General features: G+C 73.5%; 21 protein-coding genes. 14 read left to right on the top strand and 7 right to left on the bottom strand.

Features of this window, described 5'->3' with window-relative positions; genetic code table 11:
- Positions 1 to 37: 37 nt before the first annotated feature.
- Positions 38 to 598: a TetR/AcrR family transcriptional regulator gene (locus tag E1289_RS23110; RefSeq protein WP_165970581.1), complete on the top strand. Its 561-nt coding sequence runs from the start codon at positions 38 to 40 to the stop codon at positions 596 to 598.
- A gap of 517 nt (positions 599 to 1,115) precedes the next feature.
- A complete protein-coding gene (locus tag E1289_RS23105) occupies positions 1,116 to 2,342 on the top strand; it encodes a hypothetical protein (RefSeq protein WP_131983519.1) in 1,227 nt (408 codons plus the stop codon).
- A gap of 76 nt (positions 2,343 to 2,418) precedes the next feature.
- Here the strand turns inward: E1289_RS23105 and E1289_RS23100 are convergent, their stop codons facing one another.
- Positions 2,419 to 3,360 (bottom strand): TetR/AcrR family transcriptional regulator, encoded by a 942-nt coding sequence (locus tag E1289_RS23100; protein WP_243713086.1) that lies wholly within the window; start codon positions 3,358 to 3,360, stop codon positions 2,419 to 2,421.
- Positions 3,361 to 3,420: 60 nt separating this feature from the next.
- On the opposite strand from E1289_RS23100, the gene E1289_RS23095 reads away from it, so the two are divergent.
- The 3 genes from E1289_RS23095 to E1289_RS23085 all read left to right on the top strand — a co-directional run bounded on the left by E1289_RS23095 (position 3,421) and on the right by E1289_RS23085 (position 5,994).
- Positions 3,421 to 4,365, top strand: coding sequence for an ATP-binding cassette domain-containing protein (locus tag E1289_RS23095; RefSeq protein ID WP_131983517.1), 945 nt, complete (start codon positions 3,421 to 3,423; stop codon positions 4,363 to 4,365).
- Entirely contained in the window at positions 4,362 to 5,183 is an 822-nt protein-coding gene (locus E1289_RS23090) for an ABC transporter permease (protein WP_131983515.1), read from the top strand. Before E1289_RS23095 ends, E1289_RS23090 begins: the two co-directional genes overlap by 4 nt.
- 271 nt (positions 5,184 to 5,454) lie before the next feature.
- Positions 5,455 to 5,994 carry a DUF1062 domain-containing protein gene (locus E1289_RS23085; RefSeq protein WP_243713085.1) on the top strand — a complete coding sequence of 180 codons (540 nt, stop codon included), beginning with the start codon at positions 5,455 to 5,457 and terminating at the stop codon, positions 5,992 to 5,994.
- A 313-nt stretch (positions 5,995 to 6,307) separates the two neighbouring features.
- Here E1289_RS23085 and E1289_RS23080 read toward each other — a convergent pair whose 3' ends face one another.
- Positions 6,308 to 6,823 (bottom strand): Lrp/AsnC family transcriptional regulator, encoded by a 516-nt coding sequence (locus E1289_RS23080; protein ID WP_131983511.1) that lies wholly within the window; start codon positions 6,821 to 6,823, stop codon positions 6,308 to 6,310.
- A gap of 113 nt (positions 6,824 to 6,936) precedes the next feature.
- Here E1289_RS23080 and E1289_RS23075 point away from each other — a divergent pair, with 113 nt between their 5' ends.
- Together E1289_RS23075 and E1289_RS23070 are read left to right on the top strand one after the other, a co-directional pair.
- Positions 6,937 to 7,911 (top strand): pyridoxal-phosphate dependent enzyme, encoded by a 975-nt coding sequence (locus E1289_RS23075; protein WP_243713084.1) that lies wholly within the window; start codon positions 6,937 to 6,939, stop codon positions 7,909 to 7,911.
- 29 nt (positions 7,912 to 7,940) lie between these two features.
- The gene (locus E1289_RS23070; RefSeq protein WP_131983507.1) at positions 7,941 to 8,381 is read left to right on the top strand and encodes a dihydrofolate reductase family protein; all 441 of its coding nucleotides are present in this window, start codon (positions 7,941 to 7,943) and stop codon (positions 8,379 to 8,381) included.
- 189 nt (positions 8,382 to 8,570) lie between these two features.
- Here E1289_RS23070 and E1289_RS23065 read toward each other — a convergent pair whose 3' ends face one another.
- Positions 8,571 to 9,026 (bottom strand): MarR family transcriptional regulator, encoded by a 456-nt coding sequence (locus tag E1289_RS23065; RefSeq protein WP_131983505.1) that lies wholly within the window; start codon positions 9,024 to 9,026, stop codon positions 8,571 to 8,573.
- An 89-nt stretch (positions 9,027 to 9,115) separates the two neighbouring features.
- On the opposite strand from E1289_RS23065, the gene E1289_RS23060 reads away from it, so the two are divergent.
- On the top strand, positions 9,116 to 9,991 hold the full coding sequence (locus E1289_RS23060) for an alpha/beta hydrolase (RefSeq protein ID WP_131983503.1): 876 nt from the start codon (positions 9,116 to 9,118) through the stop codon (positions 9,989 to 9,991).
- Positions 9,988 to 10,842, top strand: coding sequence for an EamA family transporter (locus tag E1289_RS23055; RefSeq protein ID WP_131983501.1), 855 nt, complete (start codon positions 9,988 to 9,990; stop codon positions 10,840 to 10,842). The genes E1289_RS23060 and E1289_RS23055 overlap by 4 nt, the downstream gene beginning before the upstream one ends.
- A 473-nt stretch (positions 10,843 to 11,315) precedes the next feature.
- Here E1289_RS23055 and E1289_RS23050 read toward each other — a convergent pair whose 3' ends face one another.
- The 3 genes from E1289_RS23050 to E1289_RS23040 all read right to left on the bottom strand — a co-directional run bounded on the left by E1289_RS23050 (position 11,316) and on the right by E1289_RS23040 (position 14,991).
- Positions 11,316 to 13,709, bottom strand: a complete 2,394-nt coding sequence (locus tag E1289_RS23050; protein ID WP_131983499.1) for an excinuclease ABC subunit UvrA — start codon at positions 13,707 to 13,709, stop codon at positions 11,316 to 11,318.
- A 125-nt stretch (positions 13,710 to 13,834) separates the two neighbouring features.
- Entirely contained in the window at positions 13,835 to 14,287 is a 453-nt protein-coding gene (locus E1289_RS23045) for a pyridoxamine 5'-phosphate oxidase family protein (protein WP_131983497.1), read from the bottom strand.
- A gap of 134 nt (positions 14,288 to 14,421) precedes the next feature.
- Positions 14,422 to 14,991 (bottom strand): TetR/AcrR family transcriptional regulator, encoded by a 570-nt coding sequence (locus tag E1289_RS23040; protein WP_131983495.1) that lies wholly within the window; start codon positions 14,989 to 14,991, stop codon positions 14,422 to 14,424.
- A gap of 72 nt (positions 14,992 to 15,063) precedes the next feature.
- Between E1289_RS23040 and E1289_RS23035 the strand changes: the two genes are divergently transcribed.
- From E1289_RS23035 to E1289_RS23020, 4 genes are all read left to right on the top strand, one after another.
- The gene (locus E1289_RS23035) at positions 15,064 to 15,561 is read left to right on the top strand and encodes an FBP domain-containing protein (RefSeq protein WP_131983493.1); all 498 of its coding nucleotides are present in this window, start codon (positions 15,064 to 15,066) and stop codon (positions 15,559 to 15,561) included.
- 121 nt (positions 15,562 to 15,682) lie between these two features.
- A complete protein-coding gene (locus tag E1289_RS23030; RefSeq protein ID WP_131983491.1) occupies positions 15,683 to 16,183 on the top strand; it encodes a MarR family transcriptional regulator in 501 nt (166 codons plus the stop codon).
- A 141-nt stretch (positions 16,184 to 16,324) separates the two neighbouring features.
- On the top strand, positions 16,325 to 17,257 hold the full coding sequence (locus E1289_RS23025) for an NAD(P)-dependent oxidoreductase (protein ID WP_131983489.1): 933 nt from the start codon (positions 16,325 to 16,327) through the stop codon (positions 17,255 to 17,257).
- Entirely contained in the window at positions 17,254 to 18,177 is a 924-nt protein-coding gene (locus tag E1289_RS23020; RefSeq protein WP_131983487.1) for an RNA polymerase sigma-70 factor, read from the top strand. Before E1289_RS23025 ends, E1289_RS23020 begins: the two co-directional genes overlap by 4 nt.
- A 27-nt stretch (positions 18,178 to 18,204) precedes the next feature.
- On the opposite strand, the gene E1289_RS23015 is transcribed toward E1289_RS23020, so the two are convergent.
- Positions 18,205 to 19,182 carry a YafY family protein gene (locus E1289_RS23015; RefSeq protein ID WP_131983485.1) on the bottom strand — a complete coding sequence of 326 codons (978 nt, stop codon included), beginning with the start codon at positions 19,180 to 19,182 and terminating at the stop codon, positions 18,205 to 18,207.
- A gap of 108 nt (positions 19,183 to 19,290) precedes the next feature.
- Between E1289_RS23015 and E1289_RS23010 the strand changes: the two genes are divergently transcribed.
- A partial coding sequence (locus E1289_RS23010) for a VOC family protein (RefSeq protein WP_131983483.1) occupies positions 19,291 to 19,710 on the top strand: 420 nt, incomplete at its 3' end.

Below are 19,710 nucleotides of genomic sequence, written 5' to 3'. Positions count from 1 at the left end.
CATGTGTTGCACGTATGCAACTGATAATGTCGCCGCAATGACCATCGTGAACGACGACGTGCTCGACGCCGTTGCCAGGATTCTCGAACGCGAGGGCCTTCGGGGGCTGAGCATCTCGGCCATAGCCGAGGAGGCCGCCGTGTCCAGGGTGACGTTGCATCGTCGCGGAGTATCCGTCGACGACTTGATCGTCGCGGTACTGGCTCGGGCCAGCGACGACCTCCGCGCGTCGCTGTGGCCTGTGATGACGGCCTCCGGCGATGCCGCAACCCGGCTGCGCACGGCATTGGCCGCCCTCTGCGCCGTGGCCGAGCGTCACGGCGCCGTCCTGACGGCCTTTTACGCCGAGCCGACCCGCCAGATACCGGATCGGCCCGGGCGGACCACGAGCTTCGAGTTCATCGAACTGTTCGAACGGCTGCTCCGGGACGGAGACCTCGACGGGTCGCTCCGCGTCGAAGACCCGGCCGCCCAGGCCGCCCTCGTGGCCAACTCCGTGTGCTGGACCTACCTTCACATGAGGCGCGCACACGGATGGACGTCCCGCGCCACCGCAGACCTGGTGATCGACATGGCAACGGCGAGCCTAGGTCGTTGACGGGAGTTGCCGGAAGGTCCGGTCACTGGTCGTAGGCGGCCAGTGGCCGCTTGACCGGGGCGCCGCCGATCAGCCGGTTGCGCCGGATCGTGGCGTTGTGTGCGGCGCCGTCAACGGCCAGGTGGCTGACGTCCACTCCGCCGGAGGCGAACACGATCGCCGCGCGGGCCGGGTCGCGCGGCGATCGTAGATCGCTCCGCGTGGGTCGCCTGCCGGCGCAGCCGGTTGAGCGTCTCGAACAGTCCCTTCACCGACTCGAGGCGCCGTCGCCACGCGCGGCCCTGGTGCCGGGCTGCCCTTCAGGCGTGCACGAGACCGCCGGCACCGGCCCCCGCTGCTCCACCCGGTCACCCGCCCACGTCGAACTGCCGCTTCAGGTGAGACGAATCTCAGCTCCCGGCGAGGGGCGTCGCCAGCACAGCGCATAACCGCGATTATGCGCTGCCCTCATTGCTCGGAAACGAAATCAGAATCAGCTTTTCGTTCCCCGACTCAAGGAATGTGGGATGCTGTGCTCATGCGTGATCAGGAGGACCGGGCGGCCGGGGCCGCCACTACACCGACCGCGCCCGGTGAGGCGACCTCCGTCTTCCCCGCCGAGGAGGCCAGCGGGGAAGACGGAGGGGACGCGGGAGAGCCTGGTGGGCGGCGGCCGCCTGCGGGGGCCGATCCGGCGGCGCCGTGGGGGCGCTGCAAGTACTGCGACACTCCGCTGCCCCGGCCGCCGAAGGCCCGCGGGCGGCGGCCCGAGTACTGCCCGCCCGAGCACGACCCCGGCGGGCAGGTCGTCAAGGACTGCCAGGCCGAGGCGCATGCCGCGGGCCGCAGCCCGGCCGCCGCCGCGGTCAGGGAACCCCTGGCCGCGCTGCGCACGGTGCTGACCGGGCTGGCCGCCGACGCCCGTGCCCGCGCCGCCCGCGAGGCCGCCGCCGCCGACCGGCTCGAAGAGATCGTCACCACCGTGGTGGACCGCAACACCACGCTGGAGCAGCAGACCGCGCAGGCACAGGCCGACGCCCGCCAGGCCGAGGCGGCCCGCCGCCGCGCCGAACAGGGCCACGACGCCGCCCGGATCGCCGCCGACGCCGCCGCCGACGCGCAGCGCCGGGCCGAGGAACGCGCACTGGCCGCCGAGGAGATCGCCCGCGCCGCCCGCGAAACCGCCCGGGTCCAGGCCGAGGCCCGGCAAGCCGCCGAGGCCGCCGCGCAGGCCGAAGCCGAACGCGCCCGGCAGCAGCTGGACGCCGCCCATGAACGCCTCGCCGCTGCGGAGCAGTCCCTGGTCCAGACCCGCGAGGACCTGCAACGGGCCTTGGACGAGGCCCGCCGGGCCCACGACCGGACCCGCACCGAACTGGACCAGCGCACCGGCCGGCTCACCGAGACCCGCGCACGGCTGTCGTCCACCGAGGAGGAACTGGCCGCGGTCCGGACGGAGCTGGCCGATGCGCGCACCGCGCTGACGACGGCCGAACAGGCCGCTCAGGCCGCCGTCGCCCGCGCCGAGGACGCCGAGCGGCGCGCCGAGCGGGAACGCACCGCCGCGGCGGAGACGGTCACCGCCGCGCACCGCGAACGCGACGCCGCCCGCGAGGACGCACTCACCCGGACCACCCGCCTGCAGGCCCGCCTGGAGGCCGCGATCGCCGACCGCGACGCCGCCCGCGCCGAGGCGGACACGAACCTGGAACGGGCCCTGCGCGCCGAACACACCGCCACAGACCCCGATGCGGCGGCCTCATGATCAAGGCCGCCAGGCCACGCGCGTCCTGGCGGAGGCCGCGATCAGGGCGGGGTGCCCCACTGAGCGCAGTGCATTGTCACTCGGGGGAGCCGGTGGTCTTGCGTGCGCGATAGGCGCGCTGCCGGCATGCCCGTGAGCAGTACGTGCGGGGACGGCCGGCCGCGGTCTCGGCGACGGGGGCGCCGCACACGGGGCACGCGGCGGCCGGGGCGGGCCCGGCCGCGGTTCCGTTACGAACGGACGCCGTGACGGAAGTTTCGTCACGTGACGGACCCGGCTCGGACAGCGCCGCGGCCATGCAGTCGAGGACGCGCTCCAGCCCGTACCGGAACCGCTCGCCGTGGCCCAGGTGCGGCTGGCGCGCCTCCAGCACGATCTTGGTGAACATCGGGTACTCCCCGCTCTCCACCAGCCGCCGGACGTAGGGGGAGTTCCGCGTCATCCGCTCCGCCGCGGTGAGCCCGCCGCGGCGGGCCTCCGCGGCCTGGCCGGCCTCCTCGCGGGCGGCGCTCTCGACGTACCCGGTCAGGATGGACAGCAGGCTGAGGCCCTCGTCGATGGAGACGTGCGGGTCCAGGACCGCCGTCACCCGCTCGATCAGGCGCAGCTGGTTGGGGCCGAGGCCGGGCGGCGACCGGCGCACGGCGGCGATCCACGGGTGCCGGAGCCACATCGCGCGCAGCCCCTCGGCATAGCGCGTCAGGTCCGCGCGCCAGTCGCCGGACGGAACCCCCGCGAGGTCGATCTCGCCCATCACGTGGTCGGCCATGAGCTCCACGAGGTCGTCGCGCCCCGGTACGTACCGGTAGAGCGACATCGCACCCGCCCCGATCTCGGCGGCGATCCGCCGCATGGTGGCGGCCTCCAGCCCCTCGGCGTCGGCGACACGGACGGCGGCCTCGGTGATCTGGGGCCGGCTGTAGGCGGGCCGCGGCCCGCGGGCGGGGCGCTCGGGCCGCATCCAGATGCTCACATGGTCGGCGTCGGCCACCCGTGCCACCTCCTCGGTTGCGTACATGGTACCCAGTGTCTTAGCCTCGGTGCCCTGACCGCGTACAAAGTACTCAGTGGGGGTGTCATGGCGGATCCGATCGTGGTCGCCGAGGGGCTGCACAAGTCCTTCGGCGGCGTCCACGCGCTGCGCGGTCTGGACCTGAGCGTCCCGAGGGGGACGGTCTGCGGCGTGCTCGGGCCGAACGGCGCGGGCAAGACGACCGCGGTGCGCATCCTGGCGACCCTGTCCGACCCCGACGCCGGGCACGCCCGTGTCGCCGGGCACGACGTCCTCCGCGAGGCCGGCGAGGTGCGGGCCAGGATCGGGCTCGCCGGCCAGTACGCCGCCGTCGACGAGAAGCTCACCGGCCGCGGCAACCTGCGCATGTTCGGGCGGCTCTACCACCTGTCCCGGTGCGCGGCGCACCGGCGGGCCGACGAGCTGCTCGAGCGCTTCGGGCTGCTGGAGGCCGCCGACCGCCGGGTCGCCGGCTACTCCGGCGGCATGCGGCGCCGCCTCGACCTGGCCACCAGCCTCATCCTGGGCCCCGAGGTGCTGTTCCTGGACGAGCCGACCACCGGCCTGGACCCGCGTGGCCGCGGCGAGATCTGGGACGCCGTCTGCGAACTGGTGGCGGACGGCACCACGGTGCTGCTGACCACGCAGTACCTGGAGGAGGCCGACCGGCTGGCCGACGACATCGCCGTCGTCGACCACGGGAAGGTGATCGCCACGGGCACCCCCGACGAGCTGAAGGCCGCGATCGGGGACCGCCTCGACGTCGTCGTGGCAGACCCCGCCGCGCTGCGTCCGGCGGCGGCCGTCCTGCACGCTGTTGCCGGGACCGGCCCCGCGATGACGGGCACCGGCCGGCTAAGCGTCGCCCTGCCCGCCGGCGGCCTCCGGCTCGCCGGCGTCGTCCGCGAACTCGACCGCGCCGGGGTCGCCGCCGCCGACGTGAGCCTGCGCCGCCCCACCCTCGACGAGGTCTTCCTGCGCCTCACCGGCCGCGAGGAGCCGGTCCGTTGACCGCCCGCACCGCGCCGATCGGCCACCGCCTGCGCTGGACCGTCACCGACGGGCTGACCCTCGTCGGCCGCGAACTCGGACGGGTGCGCCAGGAGCCGGGGGAACTCGTCGCCGCGCTGATCTTCCCGGCCGTCATGGTGGTGCTGTTCGGGTACGTGTTCGGCAGCGCGATCCGGGTGCCGGGCGGTGGCGACTACCGCGAGTTCCTCATGCCCGGGCTGTTCTCGATGGTGACCTTCTCGGCGGTGATGGGCGTTATGGTGCGGGTGGCCGCCGACGCGTCCCGCGGGGTGATGGACCGGTTCCGCTCCATGCCGATGGCGCGGGCGGCGGTGCCGTTCGGGCACGCCGGCGCCGACCTGCTGACGGGACTGCCGTCCCTGGGCATCATGGCGGGGGCGGGCCTGCTGGTGGGCTGGCAGCCGCATCGCGGCCCGCTGCCGGCGGCCGGGGCGCTCCTGCTCATCGTGGTGCTGCGGTACGCGCTGAGCTGGGTGGGCGTCTACGTGGGCCTGGTCGTGAAGAACGACCAGGCCGCCGACCAGCTGGTACCGCTGTTCCTGCCGTTCACGATGCTGTCGAACGCGTTCGTCCCGACCGGCGGCATGCCCGCGTGGCTGCGGTTCCTGGCCGACTGGAACCCGGCGAGCGCGCTCACCGCCGCCACCCGCGAGCTGTTCGGCAACCCGGGCGTCCCGGACGGCGGCGCGGCCTGGCCGCTCGCGCATCCGGTGGCCGCCGTCCTGCTCTGGTCGGCCGCGCTGCTGGCGGTGTTCGTCCCCCTGTCGGTCCGCACCTGCAACCGCCGGGGCCGGTGAGGGAGCCGCCCGGCGGCCCCGCCGGAAAACCGGTTGAGCCCGCCTTCCGGGTTCCCGTAGGTTGCGCGGATCCGTCGCCGTGAGGACAGAGGACAGCCCGCGTGACCCCGCCTGCCCGCCAGACCTGACACCTTCTCTCGCTCACCTGTAAGCCGACCCTTCCGTCGGCTCTGCCGGGCTGCCCGCGCGCGCCCGGTCATACGGCGTTTGAGGCCGCGCGCAATCGGCCTCGTGTCAGGTCAGAGAGCTCATGTCCTCACAACCTCATACCGTGCTGCCCTGGGTCGTTCGGCGCACCAGGCTGCCTTTCCTTTCGCTGCGGTGCCCGGACTGCCGGTCGGAGTCGGCCACCACCGGCGAGGGCAGGTTCCGCGTCAACGCCAACCGAACCCTGCTGGACGTATGGCTGCTGGTCCGCTGCGTGGCCTGTGACCGGACGAGCAAGCTCACCGTGCACGAGCGGACGCCGGTCGGATCCTTCGATCGGGCCCTGCTCGACGGCTATCACGCCAACGATCCGGAGCTGGTGGCGTCCACTCTGTTGGACCCGCTGCTCGCCCGGCGCAACCGCTTCACCCTGGACTGGAAGGGGGCCTGGCGGCTGGACGCCCCGTCGGCATGGCTCGACGAGGCGTGGCCGGTCAAAGTGGAGGTCGTCTTCGACGATCCGGTGCCGGTGCGCCCCGATCGGCTCATCGCGCACGGGCTCGGCCTCAGCAGGAACCAGGTGCTGCGCCGGATCAAGTGCGACATCCCGCTGCGCCGTACGACGACCGCCGGGTTCACCTTCACCGTGATGGCCGGGTCCTAGCGGGGACGTGGCCGCGGCGCGCACGAGCCGCTCGGCGTCCGGGCGAGACAGGCCTCATCCAGGGGCGGCTCCAGCGACATGGAGTCGCCCCCGGCCCCGTGCCGATTTCCCGGGACCTGCTTCTGGCCGGCACGGGCCTGGGGCGCCCACACCGCCGAGCGAGAACCCGCACGCACGCCGAGCACGTTGCGGCCACCGCCGGGGGAGTGTGCTGGACGACTACGTGAGCGACGGCGCCTCTGGTCCGGGCTACCCGGCAGTTGCCGGTGACGGTGACGCCGTCACCTGTCTGGTCTTCACCCGGGTCTTGCCGCTAGGGCCGCCGGTCTGGTGGCCGTTCGGGCTGTGGTGCGGGTAGCGGGAGGGTCAGGCCGGTCTTGATGGTGTCGAAGACGACGAGGGTCTCGTAGCGCTTGATGTTGTCGTCGGCCTTGAACAGGCGGTCGCCGAGCCGGCTGCAGTCGCGCATGCTGCGCGCGGCCAGCACGACCACGTAGTCCCACGGACCGGCGACCCGGTAGCACTGCTGGACCTGCGGGTCCGAGCGGATCCGTTCGGTGAAGGCGCGGTGGTGTTCGATCGATTCCCGGGCCAGGGTCACCAGGACCGTGGCCAGGACGGTGGGGCCGAGGCGGTGCGGGTCGAGGACGGCGACCTGCCCGGTGATGAGACCGTCCCTGCGGTAGCGGACGATCCGCCGCTGGACGGCGCTCGGTGAGAGCCCGACCTGTTCACCGAGGTCGTGCAACGTGCTTCCGGAGTCGTGCTGGAGCAGGTCCAGCAGGAGGGCGTCGATCTCGTCGAGGCGCGGTGGCGGCGGTTCGGGCACGCAAAACTATTGCGTGGCGGCGCGATAATTCTCAATCGCTTCGATTCGGGACTCGATTAGCGTCGGGCAGGTTCCGAAGGTCCTGGGGGAAGGCGATGCGCGTGGATTTGGACGTGGCGAGGATCGAGAAGGCCGTGCAGGTGATCGATCCGGTGTTCCTGGACACCCCGCAGTACCTCGACGAGCAGTTGTGCCGGGCGCTGGGCGGCCGTGCGGTGACGGTGAAACTGGAGACGGCCAATCCGGTGCGCAGCTTCAAGGGCCGGGGCGCCGATCTGATGCTGAGCACGCTGGCGCCCGGTACGCCGGTGGTGTGCGCCAGTTCGGGCAACTTCGGGCAGGCCGTCGCCTACGCGGGACGGGCCCGCGGGATGCCGGTCGAGGTGTTCGTGCCCGAGACGGTCAATCCCGGCAAGCGGGAGCGGATGGAGACGTTCGGCGCCCGGGTCATCGCGGCGGGGTCGGACGGGGCGGCGGCGCGAGAGGCCGCGGCCGCCCACGCCCGCCGCCATCCTGACCGCTGCTACCTGCAGGACGGTCACCAGGCGGCGATCGCCGAAGGCGCCGGGACGATCGGGGTCGAGCTGACGCGCGGCGCACCGGGCGGCGCGGACGGTCCGGGCTTGGACGCCGTCGTGCTCCCGGTCGGCGACGGCGCGCTGATCAACGGCGTGGGACGCTGGATGAAGGAGCACGCTTCCGGCACCCGGATCGTGGGGGTCAACGCCGAAGGCGCCCCCTCGATGCTGGAGAGCCTGCGCGCCGGCCGCGCGGTCCGCATCGAACGCGCCCGCACCTTCGCCGACGGCATCGCGGTGCACGCCCCGCCGGAGGCCTCGGTGCGGCGGGCCCGCGCCCTGGTGGACGAGATCGTCCTGGTGACCGACGAGGCCATCACCGCCGCCATGGAGCTGGCGGTGCACACCCTCGGGATCGTCCTGGAACCGGCGGGGGCGGCGGGCCTGGCGGCGATCGCCCAGGGCCTGGTCCCCGGCGACCGGCTGGCGACAGTGCTGACCGGCGCCAATCCCCGCCCCGAACAGGCATGGCGGCCGTTGAGAGCGAGCAGGCGGGAGCCGCGCCGATGAGCCGCAACGTAGAGGACAGGAGCAGATTGATGTCGGTTTCAGTGCTTGACATGTCGATGTCGCTCGACGGGTTCGTGGCGGGGCCGAACGACGAACCGGGCAACCCCGGTGGCGACGGCTTCGTCCGGCTCCACGAATGGGGCCTCACGGCGGCCGGGGAGTTCCGTCGGTCCGGTCCGGCAGGGGAGGTGCTCGGCGAGATGGCGGGGGCCGGTGCGGTCCTGGCGGGACGGCGTACCGCGGAGCAGGTCGATCACTGGGGCGGTGACCACAACGGTCAGGGCATCCCGATCTTCGTGGTCAGTCATCGGCTACCCGGCCCGTCTGCGGCGAACTATCCACTGGTGACCTACGTGACCGACGGGATCGAGAACGCGATGGCCCAGGCCAAGGCCGCCGCCGGGGACCGGCACGTGCACGTGATCGGCGCCTGCACGGCGCAGCGGGCGATCGAGGCCGGGCGACGATAAACGATGAACAAGTGAGAGGGAAGGCGGCGGAGCGGTCGCCGCGGGCGCGGTGCGAAGGGCGTCGCCGCAGCGAGATGGACACCGGCCCGGCCGGGACGGGCACCGCGGTGAGCGGGCCGGGGTGGCGAGGGCCTGGCCGAGGCGACGCCGAGGGCCCGTGCGCCGGTCGGCGGTGCCGGGATCGGACGCCTATCGCCGGTCGGTGACGGTCCGCTCGATGCCTATGAGGGCGTCGAGCTGTTCCGGGGCCAGCAGGCCGGTGAGGTGCCGATGGACGGATGCCAGGTGCGCCGGAGTGGCCTTCTCGTGCGCCCGGCGGCCCGAATCGGTGAGCAGTACGTCATCGCCGCGGCCGTCGAGCTCGCAGGGCTCGCGGGAGATGAGGCCGCGGCGCTCCATCCGGCCGAGCTGGCGGGACAGGCGGCTGTGGGCCCAGCCCATCCGGGCGGTCAGCCGGCCGACGCGGATGCAGTGCTCGCCGTCCGACATCGCCACAACGGCGGCCAGCACCTCGTAGTCGGCCAGCGACAGGCCGGACTCGCGCTCCAGATCGCGTGCGACCTCGGCGTCCACGAGCAGCTGGAGCCGGCGGTAGGCCTGCCAGGCGTCTCGGGCGGCGATCTCCGGCCGGCGCGTTCGGGTCATGCGGAGAGTCTACCGGAATTCTCTTTACATGTAACGAGTCCTGGGTCTATCTTCTCCGTTACATGTAACCATCTGGAGGGGTGTACGCGATGTCGACCGGTGAGCGGATCATCAGGGCCAACGGCGTGGAACTGTGCGTGGAGTCGTTCGGCGACCCGGGCGATCCGGCCGTCCTGCTGATCCATGGCGCGGGCCATTCCCTGCTGGCGTGGGACGAGGAGTTCGTCGGCCGGCTGGCGGCCGGGGGGCGGCGGGTGATCCGGTATGACGGCAGGGACGCGGGCCGTTCGACCGCCTACCCGGCAGGGTCACCCGCGTACGGGCTCGGCGACCTGGTCGCGGACGCCGCCGCGCTGCTGGACGCGCTCGGCATCACCGCCGCCCACGTGGTCGGCATGTCGCAGGGGGCGGCGGTCGCCCAGCTGCTGGCCCTCGACCACGCCGGCCGGGTGGCCTCGCTGATCCTCGCCTCCTCCACGCCCGGCGGCCCCGGTCATCAGCACGCCGATCTGCCGGAGATGGCGCGGGAGATCCAGGAGCTCTTCGCGGAGGAGCCCGCCGAGCCCGACTGGTCCGACCGGGCCGCGGTCATCGACCATCTGGTCGAGGCCGAACGGCCCTTCGCCGCGCGGTCCCGCCCGTTCGACCGGGACGGCATGCGGGCGGCGGCCGAGCGCGTCGTGGACCGGACCGCCGACGTCGCCGCGCAGCTCACCAACCCGTTCATGATCGACGCGGGCGAGCCCTGGCGTGGGCGGCTCGGCCGGGTCGCCGCTCCGACGCTGGTGTTCCACGGCACCGAAGACCCGTTCTTCCCGGTCGGGCACGGCCGCGCGCTCGCCGCGGAGATCCCCGGCGCCCGCTTCGTCCCGCTGGAGGGGACCGGCCACGAGGTCTTCCCCCGCCACCGATGGGACATCGTCATCCCGGCGATCCTCGAACACACCGCGGGTCCGCTGGCATGATCGCCATCGCGCTCGCGCTGGGGGCGGGTCTCGGCTGGGGGGCCTCCGACTTCCTCGGCGGGCTGAAGAGCCGCTCCGCGCCGCTGCTCACGGTCCTGCTGGTCTCGCAGTCGACCGCCCTGGTCCTGGTGACGGTCCTGGTGACCGTACGCGGTGCGAGCCTGCCGGACACGAGGTCGCTCGGCCAGGCCGCCGCCGCCGGGGTCGCCGAGACGGTGGGCGTCGCCGCGCTCTACCGCGGCCTCGCGGTCGGCAGGATGAGCATCGTCGCCCCGATCGCCGCGACCGCGCCGGTCGTCCCGCTCCTGGCGGGGCTGGCGACCGGTGAGGTCCCCGGGGCGATCCAGTTCGGCGGCCTGGGGCTGGCGCTGCTCGGGCTCGTCATCACCTCGTGGCGGCCCGGCGGCGATGAGGGCGCGGCCCCGCGGTCTCTGCCTAGCGTCCTGTACGGGCTGCTGGCGGCCCTCGGCTTCGGCACGTTCTTCTTCACCATGGACGGCGCAAGCGAGGGCGACGTCGGCTGGGCGCTGCTGACCGCTCGCCTCACCGCCACCACGGTCGTCGCGGCGGTCGTCGCGGCGGCCGTCGGTTTCAAGCGCCATCGCGTCGCCCTCTCGCGGACCGACCTCCCCGCGGTCGCGGGGATCGGCGTCCTCATCGTCACCGCCGACGCCCTCTACGCGACCGCCTCGACCCACGGCCTGGTGAGCATCGCCGCCGTCCTCGGCTCACTCCACACCATCGTCACGATGACCCTGGCCCGGGTCTTCCTCAACGAACGGCTGGCACGTCCGCAGCGTCTCGGGATCGCCGCTTCCCTTCTCGGCGTGCTGACCATCTCCGCGGCATAACCTCCTCACGCGGCGTCTTCTCGGCGGGGGCGGTGAGGGCGCGCCCCGCCGCCTCCGCCCCCGGCCGATGAATTCAGGACGGACGGTTCAGGCCGCGGCGAGGGCGGGCAGAGCGGACAGGCCGGACAAGCGGGTGATGGGATGCCGGACGGGGCCGGTCACGGGCGGTTCTGCGTCGACGTGTGAGGCGAGGACGGCGGGGCCGCCGGGAGCGCGGGCAGCAGACCGAGTGGGCGCATCCGGGTGAAGGTGTCCTCCAGCGACCACACGCTGGTGATTCTCCTGCTGGCGACCCGTTAGACGCCGAGCGGTTCCACCTCAGGGCCCGCGACCGGCCCTGAACGTCCCCGGACCCCCTGGGGCAATGCCGCGATCACTGCAGGCCCCTTCGGCGGGGCCTGCGGCATCGCCCCGGGGGCCGTGTGCCGCTCCCGGGGGTGTCCGAGGACGAAGGAGGGACTCGTCCCGGGAGCTCAGGCGCCGGTGTAGGACGCCAGGTGCTCGGCGGTGAGGGTGGAGCGGGCGGAAATGAGCTCGGCCGGCGTGCCCTCGAACACGATCTGGCCGCCGTCGTGCCCGGCGCCGGGGCCGAGGTCGATGATCCAGTCGGCGTGGGCCATGACGGCCTGGTGGTGCTCGATGACGATGACCGACTTGCCGGCGTCGACGAGGCGGTCCAGGAGAGCGAGCAGCTGCTCGACGTCGGCGAGGTGCAGGCCGGTGGTCGGCTCGTCCAGGATGTAGACGCCGCCCTTGTCGGCCATGTGGGTGGCCAGCTTGAGGCGCTGCCGCTCGCCGCCGGACAGGGTGGTGAGCGGCTGGCCGAGGGTGAGGTAGCCGAGGCCGACGTCGGAGAGCCGCGCCAGGATCTTGTGGGCGGCGGGTGTGCGGGCGTCGCCGGTGCCGAAGAACTCCTCGGCCTCCGACACCGGCATCGTGAGGACCTGGGCGATGTCGCGTCCGCCGAAGGTGTACTCCAGCACCGAGGACTGGAACCGCTTGCCCTCGCACTCCTCGCAGGTCGTGGCGACGCCGGCCATCATGGCCAGGTCGGTGTAGATGACTCCGGCGCCGTTGCAGTTGGGGCAGGCGCCCTCGGAGTTGGCGCTGAACAGTCCGGGCTTGACGCCGTTGGCCTTGGCGAACGCCTTGCGGATGGGGTCCAGGAGGCCGGTGTAGGTGGCCGGGTTGCTGCGCCGGGAGCCGCGGATGGCGCCCTGGTCGACCGACACGACGCCGGCGCCCGCGGGGATCGAGCCGTGGATGAGGGAGCTCTTGCCGGATCCGGCGACGCCGGTGACGACGGTGAGGACCCCGAGGGGGATGTCGACGTCGACGTCGCGCAGGTTGTGCCTGTTCGCGCCGCGGATCTCCAGGGCCCCGGCGGGTTCGCGGACCGTCTTCTTGACGGCGGCGCGGTCGTCGAGGTGGCGGCCGGTGACGGTGCCGCTGGTGCGCAGCCCCTCGACGGTGCCCTCGAAGCAGACGGTGCCGCCCGCGGTGCCGGCGCCGGGGCCGAGGTCCACGACGTGGTCGGCGACGGCGATGGCCTCGGGCTTGTGCTCCACGACCAGGACGGTGTTGCCCTTGTCGCGCAGCCGCAGCAGCAGGTTGTTCATCCGCTGGATGTCGTGGGGGTGCAGCCCGATGGTGGGCTCGTCGAACACGTAGGTGACGTCGGTGAGGGAGGACCCCAGGTGGCGGATCATCTTGGTGCGCTGCGCCTCGCCGCCCGACAGGGAGCCGGACGACCGGTCCAGGGACAGGTAGCCCAGCCCGATCTCCACGAACGAGTCCAGGGTCTGCCGCAGTGACTCCAGCAGCGGCGCCACCGACGGCTCGTCGAGGCCGCGGACCCATTCGGCGAGGTCGCTGATCTGCATCGCGCAGGCGTCGGCGATGCCGACGCCGTTGATCTTGGAGGAGCGGGCGGTCTCGTTGAGGCGGGTGCCCTCGCAGTCGGGGCAGGCGGTGAAGGTGATCGCCCGGTCCACGAACGCGCGGATGTGCGGCTGCATCGCCTCGCGGTCCTTGGACAGGAACGACTTCTGGATCCGGGGGATCAGGCCCTCGTAGGTGACGTTGATGCCGTCGACCTTGATCTTGGTGACCTCTTTGTGGAGCAGGTCGTGCAGCTCGGTGCCGGTGTAGTCGCGGATCGGCTTGTCGGGGTCGAAGAAGCCCGAGCCCATGAAGATGCGGCCGTACCAGCCGTCCATGGTGTAGCCGGGGATGGTGAGGGCGCCCTCGCGCAGCGACTTGGAGTCGTCGTACAGGGCGGTCAGGTCGAAGTCGGTGACCGAGCCGCGGCCCTCGCAGCGCGGGCACATGCCGCCGGTGACGGTGAACTCGCGCTTCTCCTTGACGGTCTTGCCGCCGCGTTCGTAGGTGACCGCGCCGGCTCCGCTGATCGAGGCGACGTTGAAGGAGAACGCCTTGGCGGTGCCGATGTGCGGCCGCCCGAGCCGGCTGAACAGGATGCGCAGCATGGCGTTGGCGTCGGTGGCGGTGCCGACCGTGGAGCGGGGGTCGGCGCCCATCCGCTGCTGGTCGACGATGATCGCGGTGGTGAGGCCGTCGAGGACGTCGACGTCGGGCCGCGCCAGCGTCGGCATGAAGCCCTGGACGAAGGTGCTGTATGTCTCGTTGATCAGCCGCTGCGACTCGGCCGCGATCGTGTTGAACACCAGCGAGCTCTTGCCCGAGCCGGACACGCCGGTGAACACCGTCAGCCGGCGCTTGGGGATCGCGATGCTGACGTCCTTGAGGTTGTTCTCGCGTGCCCCGTGGACGCGGATCAGGTCATGGCTGTCGGCGGCGTGCGCCGCGGCCGGGGGTGTGGCGTCGGTCGTGGTGGACATGCTCATTCGTCTCCATCTGTGTGCGGCGCCGCCTCCCCGTCTCCGTCGGCGTCGCCAGGTTCGATCTAACCAGCTCCGGCGGGTGCGGCCGCCGCGGTCGTCGCGGTCGCCACGGCCCGCGGGGCCGGGTGTCAGGGCAGCCAGCGGCCGTCGCGCATGAGGTCGCGGCCGGGCAGCTCGTCCGCCTCGCGCCAGGCCTGGACGCGGCGGGGGCGGACGCGGAACCACAGGTACGGGGCGTCCTCGGCGCGGGGGTCGAAGCCGGTGCGGGCGGCGAACCGGTCGCCGGCGGGCCGCGGCAGCGCGCCGATCTCCAGGACCTCGACCTCGCCGTCGATCATGGTGACGTCGCGGGTGGGGCCCAGGCCGAGGCGGACGGCGCGGGCGGCGGCCAGGTTCCGGCCGGTGGGGCTCGCCGCGAGGGTGGCCAGCAGCAGCGCCTCGCCGTCCCAGTCGAAGGACAGCGGCACCAGATGCGGCGCCCCGTCCGGCGACGCGGTGGCCACCCACAGGTCGACGTCGCGGGCGAGCCGGTGCTCGGTGTCGCGGCGGCGCCGGGCGCGGGAGCGGGGTCCGGCGCTCATCGGCCCCGGCCCGGCGGCAAGGTGCGGTACATGATGATCACGTTAGCGGCGGCGCCCGGCCGCCGCTTCTCCAATCCTGATCGGTCCGGCGGCGCCGGTGCCGGGGGCATCCGGGGGTATCCGGGGGAGCGGCGTCAGGGCGCCGGCCAGTTCCGCAGGGCGCTGTCGAGGGCGTCCAGGGTCCTGGACCAGGAGGCGTCGGCCTCCCTGGGGTGGTGGGCGAACGCTCCCGCGGTCTCCAGGCTCACGAAGCCGTGGAACATGCTGCCCAGCATCCGCACCGCGTCGGTCTGGTCGGGTTCCTCCAGCGCGTAGCCGCGCAGGATCGCCCGGGTCATCTCGGAGTGCCGCCTGCCCGCGCTCCGGGCGGCCGTCTCGGGGTCGAGTTCCAACCGCGCGGCGGTGTACCGGCCGGGGTGGCGCTTGGCGTAGTCGCGGTAGGCGCCCGCGAAGGCGGCCAGCGCGTCCTTGCCGGCGCGGCCGGCGATCGCGTCCGCGACCGTGTCGGCGAGTTCGGCCAGCGCCAGCAGCGCGACCCGGGTCCTGAGGTCGCGGGCGTTCCTGACGTGGGAGTACAGGCTGGCCTCCTTCACGCCGAAGCGACGGGCCAGCGCCGCGAGGGTCACCTCGCCGAAGCCGACCTCGTCGGCCAGTTCCGCCGCCGCCCGGGTGAGGCGTTCGGCGGTCACGCCCGCGCGTGCCATGGGTCCCTCCAGATTCACCTAAGCAGATAATGCGTTTGCCTAATGCTATTAGGAAAGCTAGCCTCGCCGCACATGGAACCAGTCACCGAACGTGACCTCCGCGCGTCCTTCGTCAACTGCTCCAGGGGCGAGGCGCGGCGGCTCGCCCTGCCGAGGGACTTCACCGGCCTGCCCTGGGACGACCTGGACTTCCTGGGCTGGCGCGATCCCCGCGCGCCCGAACGCGCCTACCTGGTCGCCGAGCGCGGCGGGCGTCCCACCGGGATAGCGCTGCGGGCGGCGTCGGGCGCGCCCCGCGGCTTCACCGCGCGCAGCATGTGCTCGCTGTGCCTGACCACCCGCACCGGCGGCGCGGTGTCGCTGATGACGGCCCGCCGCACGGGTGAGGCCGGACGCCAGGGCAACTCGGTCGGGCGCTACCTCTGCGGCGACCTGGACTGCTCGCTGTACGTGCGGGGCACCAAGCGGTCGGTCGCGGGCGGGGACCTGGAGGAGTCCCTGTCCCTGGAGGACAGGGTCGCCCGCATCCGGGTCAACCTGCACGCGTTCCTGGACAAGGTGACCGGGTGACCGCCGGAGGGTCGCGCGCCCGGCGCGTGGCCTGATCCGTCGCCGTTCGGGGGTTTCCGCGGCGGGACCGTTCCCCGATTGATAATCTCAACGTTGAGATGATCCGGGGAGGGGCGGGGCGATGGCCGACGCGGTGGACGCGATCCTGGCGCAGTGGGCGCGTGAGCGTCCCGACATGGACGCCTCCCCGATGGGCGTCGTGGGGCGGATCTCCCGGGCGCAGCAGCTCCTGGGCCGGGAGCTGAAGTCCTTCTTCGCCGAGCGGGGCCTGGAGACGTGGGAGTTCGACGTCCTGGCGACGCTGCGGCGGCACGGCGCCCCCTACGAGCTGACGGCCGGTGCGCTGCTGAAGGCGTCGATGGTCACCTCGGGGGCGATCACCAACCGGATCGACCGGCTGGAGGCCAAGGGCCTGGTGGAGCGGGTCCGTGACACCGGGGACCGGCGGTCGGTCCGGATCCGGCTGACCGGCCGCGGGCTCGAGCTGGTGGACGAGCTGGTCGGCGAGCACTCCGCCAACGAGCACCGGCTGCTGGCCGCGCTGGACCCGGCCGCCCGCGAGCGCCTCGCCGGCGCCCTGCGCACCCTGCTCGAATCCCTGGGCGACACGTCCCTGGACTGACACCCCGGCGTTCCGCACCGCCGGCCTTCCGCACCACCGGGGCCGGTGTCCTCCGGGTGTCGTGCGCGCGCATGTCACAGGGGGCCCGGCCGTCTCGTCTCGGGTCGCGAAGGGAAGGTTTCCGATCGGGAGGTGACGGCCATGCGGGTGTTCGTTGCGGGCGGCAGTGGTGTGCTGGGGCGGCGGCTGGTGCCGCAGCTGGTGGCGCGCGGGCACGAGGTGACGGCGACGACGACGAGCGCGGCCAAGCTGGAGGCGCTGGACCGGCTGGGGGCCGAGGGCGTCGTGATGGACGGGCTGGACGCGCAGTCGGTCGGCGAGGCGGTGGCCAAGGCGCGGCCGGACGTGATCGTGCACCAGATGACCGCGATATCGGTGGGGCACGCCGGCAAGCCCGACATGAAGCACATGGACCGGTGGTTCGCCGGCACCAACCGGCTGCGCACCGAGGGCACCGACCACCTGCTGGCCGCGGCCGAGGCGACCGGCGTGGACGGCTTCGTCGCGCAGGGCTACGCCGCGTGGAACGGGATACGGTCGGGCGGCTGGGTGAAGACCGAGCAGGACCCGCTGGACCCCATGACCGGGACGCCGGCCGAGCCGGGGATGGCCGCGCTCGCCCACGTGGAGGACGCGGTGGTCAGGGCCGGCGGCGCGGTCCTGCGCTACGGCTGGTTCTACGGTCCCGGCGCCACCGACGACCTGGTCGAACCGGTGCGCAAGCGGCAGTTCCCGGTCGTGGGCGGCGGCACGGGGCACTGCTCGTGGGTGCACCTGGACGACGCGGCGAGCGCGACCGTGCTGGCCGTGGAGCAGCGGGCCGCCGGGGTGTTCAACATCGTCGACGACGAGCCGGCCCCGGCCGCGCAGTGGCTGCCCTACCTGGCCGAACGCGCGGGCGCCAAGCGGCCGATGCGGGTTCCGGCGTGGCTGGCCCGGCCGCTGGCGGGGGAGGTGGCGGTGACGATGATGACGCAGGGCCGCGGGTTCTCCAACGGCAAGGCCAAGCGGGAGCTCGGCTGGCGGCCGCGGTACCCGTCCTGGCGTGCGGGGTTCGCGGAGGAGCTGGCGTGACCCGCGCCGAGGAGTTCCAGGAGCTGCGGCCGCTGCTGTTCTCCATCGCCTACCGCATCCTCGGCAGCGTGGGGGAGGCCGAGGACGCGGTCCAGGAGTCCTGGCTGCGGTACGCGGCGTCCCCCACGGTGCCGGCGTCGGTCAAGTCGTACCTGGCGGCGGTGGTGACCCGGATCTCCATCGACGTGCTGCGCTCGGCCCGTGTCCGGCGGGAGGAGTACGCCGGGCCGTGGTTCCCCGAGCCGCTGCTGGCCGACCCCTACCAGGACCCCGAGCGCTCGGCGGAGCTGGCCGACTCGGTGTCGACGGCGGCGCTGCTGCTCCTGGAGCGGCTCAGCCCGCTGGAGCGGGCGGTGTTCGTGCTGCGGGAGGTGTTCGGGTTCGGCTTCGCCGAGATAGCGACGGCCGTGGGGCGGTCGGAGGCGGCGTGCCGGCAGCTGGCGGTGCGGGCGCGCCGCCACATGGACGCGGGCCGGCCGCGGTTCGACGCCGACCGCCGGGAGGGCGAGCGGCTCGCCGGGCGGTTCCTGGACGCGTTCCGGGAGGGGAACCTGGACGGGCTGCGGGAGCTGCTGGCCGCGGACGTGCGGCTGGTCGCCGACAGCGGCGGCAAGGCCCCGCGCTGGGGCGCGGGCGTGGCCGGCGCCGGGAACGTGGCGCGGACCCTGGCCGCGCTGGTGGGGCCGTTCACGCGGATCGGCGGCACCGTGCAGGCGCACCGGGTGAACGGCCAGCCGGGCGCGATCTTCCGCGACCGCGACGGCAAGGTCATCAACACCTGGACCCTCGACATCGCCGGCGGGCGGATCCAGACGATCCGCACCGTCCTCAACCCCGACAAGCTCGGGCACGTGGGCCCGGTCGCCGACGCCCACGCGGTGCTGCGCGAGGCGGCCCGGGTCCGCCGCGCCACCGGCTGACCGCGCGGCCCGGCCCGGTGGCTCCCATCAGGGGGTGAAGCCGCGGACGGCGCCGGCGGCGCGGCGGGCGATGGCGGCCAGGTGCCCGGCCAGCTCGGGCGGGTCGAGCAGGGTGTAGTCGACGGGCAGCAGGGCGATCCGGTAGGCCAGGAACCGCAGGGAGTCCGAGCCGGTGTGCAGGCGGCAGGTGTGCCCGTCGACCGGTTCCAGGACGCCCTGCCAGGCGGTGACGTGCTCGGCGGCCTCCTCGATGGGGACGTGCAGCAGCAGCCGCGCCCGGATCGTCCCGGATCCGCCGGCGAGGGCGTCCATGGCCCAGGCCGCGGCGTCGGCGCCGCCGGGCAGCCGGCGTTCGGGGCCGCGCACCCCGGTGGCGTGCGGCTCGGTGATCCGGTCGGCGCGGAAGGTGCGCCAGTCCGCGCGGTCCTCGTCGTAGGCGACCAGGTACCAGCGGCGCGCCGCGGTGACCAGCCGGTGCGGCTGCGCCAGCCGCCGCGTCCGCCGCCCGCCGGCGGCGGTGTAGGCGAAGCGGACCTTCTCGCGGGTGACGCAGGCGGCGGCGAGCAGGGCCAGCACGCCGGGGTCGGCGGCGGGCGGGGCGCCGTCCTGGGGCGGCAGCGGCACCGCCGCCTCGCTCAGCGCGGCCACGCGGTGCCGCAGCCGGTGCGGCAGGACCTGCTCCAGCTTGGCCAGGGCGCGCAGGGATGCGTCCTCGATGCCGGTGACGGCGCCCGCGGCGGCGGTGCGCAGCCCGATCGCGATGGCGGTGGCCTCGTCGTCGTCCAGCAGCAGCGGCGGCATCGCGGTGCCGGCGGTGAGCCGGTAGCCGCCGGTGCTGCCGCGGGTGGCGCGGACGGGGTAGCCGAGTTCGCGCAGCCGGTCGATGTCGCGGCGGACGGTGCGGGCGGTGACGCCGAGGCGGCCCGCGAGCTCGGTGCCCGGCCATTCGCGGGGCGTCTGGAGCAGGGACAGCAGCCGCAGCAGCCGTGCGGACGGATCTCGCATGCGTTCCATCCTGCCGCCCCATTAGGACTTTCACCGTCCTATCGGGGTCCTAGCGTCGGGAGGGACGGGCCGGACACCGGTTCCGGCCCCCGTGAACGGAGGAACGCCATGCTGCGCGGATTCGCCACCATCAGCTTCTGGGCCGACGACCTGGAGGCCGCCAAGGACTGGTACGCCGAGCTCCTGGGCGTCCGGCCGTACTTCAGCGTGCCCGGCCCCGACGGCCGCGCCGGGTACTACGAGTTCCGGGTCGGGGACTACCGGCACGAGCTGGGCCTGATCGACAACCGGTTCCGCCCCGGCGGCGCGGACCCCCGCCCGGGCGGCGCGGTGATGTTCTGGCACGTCGACGATCTGGAGGGGGCGGTGGAGCGGCTGCTGTCGATGGGCGCCACCCTGCACGAGGAGATCACCGAGCGGGGCGAGGGGACGGGGTTCGCCACCGCGTCGGTCGTCGACCCGTTCGGCAACATCCTGGGCGTGATGACCAACCCGCACTACCTGGAGGTCCTGGCCGCCGCCGCCCCC

The organism is Actinomadura sp. 6K520, from assembly GCF_004349245.1.
Classification (GTDB): Bacteria; Actinomycetota; Actinomycetes; order Streptosporangiales; family Streptosporangiaceae; genus Spirillospora.
The sequence above is the reverse complement of the archived record's forward strand: the minus strand, read 5'-3'. Positions and strand labels throughout refer to the sequence as shown.

Coding starts and splice junctions, on each gene's coding strand:
- E1289_RS23110 (WP_165970581.1), top strand. CDS start 38: ATGACCATCGTGAACGACGACGTGCTCGACGCCGTTGCCAGGATTCTC.
- E1289_RS23105 (WP_131983519.1), top strand. CDS start 1,116: ATGCGTGATCAGGAGGACCGGGCGGCCGGGGCCGCCACTACACCGACC.
- E1289_RS23100 (WP_243713086.1), bottom strand. CDS start 3,360: ATGTACGCAACCGAGGAGGTGGCACGGGTGGCCGACGCCGACCATGTG.
- E1289_RS23095 (WP_131983517.1), top strand. CDS start 3,421: ATGGCGGATCCGATCGTGGTCGCCGAGGGGCTGCACAAGTCCTTCGGC.
- E1289_RS23070 (WP_131983507.1), top strand. CDS start 7,941: ATGTCGGTTTCAGTGCTTGACATGTCGATGTCGCTCGACGGGTTCGTG.
- E1289_RS23065 (WP_131983505.1), bottom strand. CDS start 9,026: ATGACCCGAACGCGCCGGCCGGAGATCGCCGCCCGAGACGCCTGGCAG.
- E1289_RS23060 (WP_131983503.1), top strand. CDS start 9,116: ATGTCGACCGGTGAGCGGATCATCAGGGCCAACGGCGTGGAACTGTGC.
- E1289_RS23055 (WP_131983501.1), top strand. CDS start 9,988: ATGATCGCCATCGCGCTCGCGCTGGGGGCGGGTCTCGGCTGGGGGGCC.
- E1289_RS23050 (WP_131983499.1), bottom strand. CDS start 13,709: ATGAGCATGTCCACCACGACCGACGCCACACCCCCGGCCGCGGCGCAC.
- E1289_RS23045 (WP_131983497.1), bottom strand. CDS start 14,287: ATGAGCGCCGGACCCCGCTCCCGCGCCCGGCGCCGCCGCGACACCGAG.
- E1289_RS23040 (WP_131983495.1), bottom strand. CDS start 14,991: ATGGCACGCGCGGGCGTGACCGCCGAACGCCTCACCCGGGCGGCGGCG.
- E1289_RS23035 (WP_131983493.1), top strand. CDS start 15,064: ATGGAACCAGTCACCGAACGTGACCTCCGCGCGTCCTTCGTCAACTGC.
- E1289_RS23030 (WP_131983491.1), top strand. CDS start 15,683: ATGGCCGACGCGGTGGACGCGATCCTGGCGCAGTGGGCGCGTGAGCGT.
- E1289_RS23025 (WP_131983489.1), top strand. CDS start 16,325: ATGCGGGTGTTCGTTGCGGGCGGCAGTGGTGTGCTGGGGCGGCGGCTG.
- E1289_RS23015 (WP_131983485.1), bottom strand. CDS start 19,182: ATGCGAGATCCGTCCGCACGGCTGCTGCGGCTGCTGTCCCTGCTCCAG.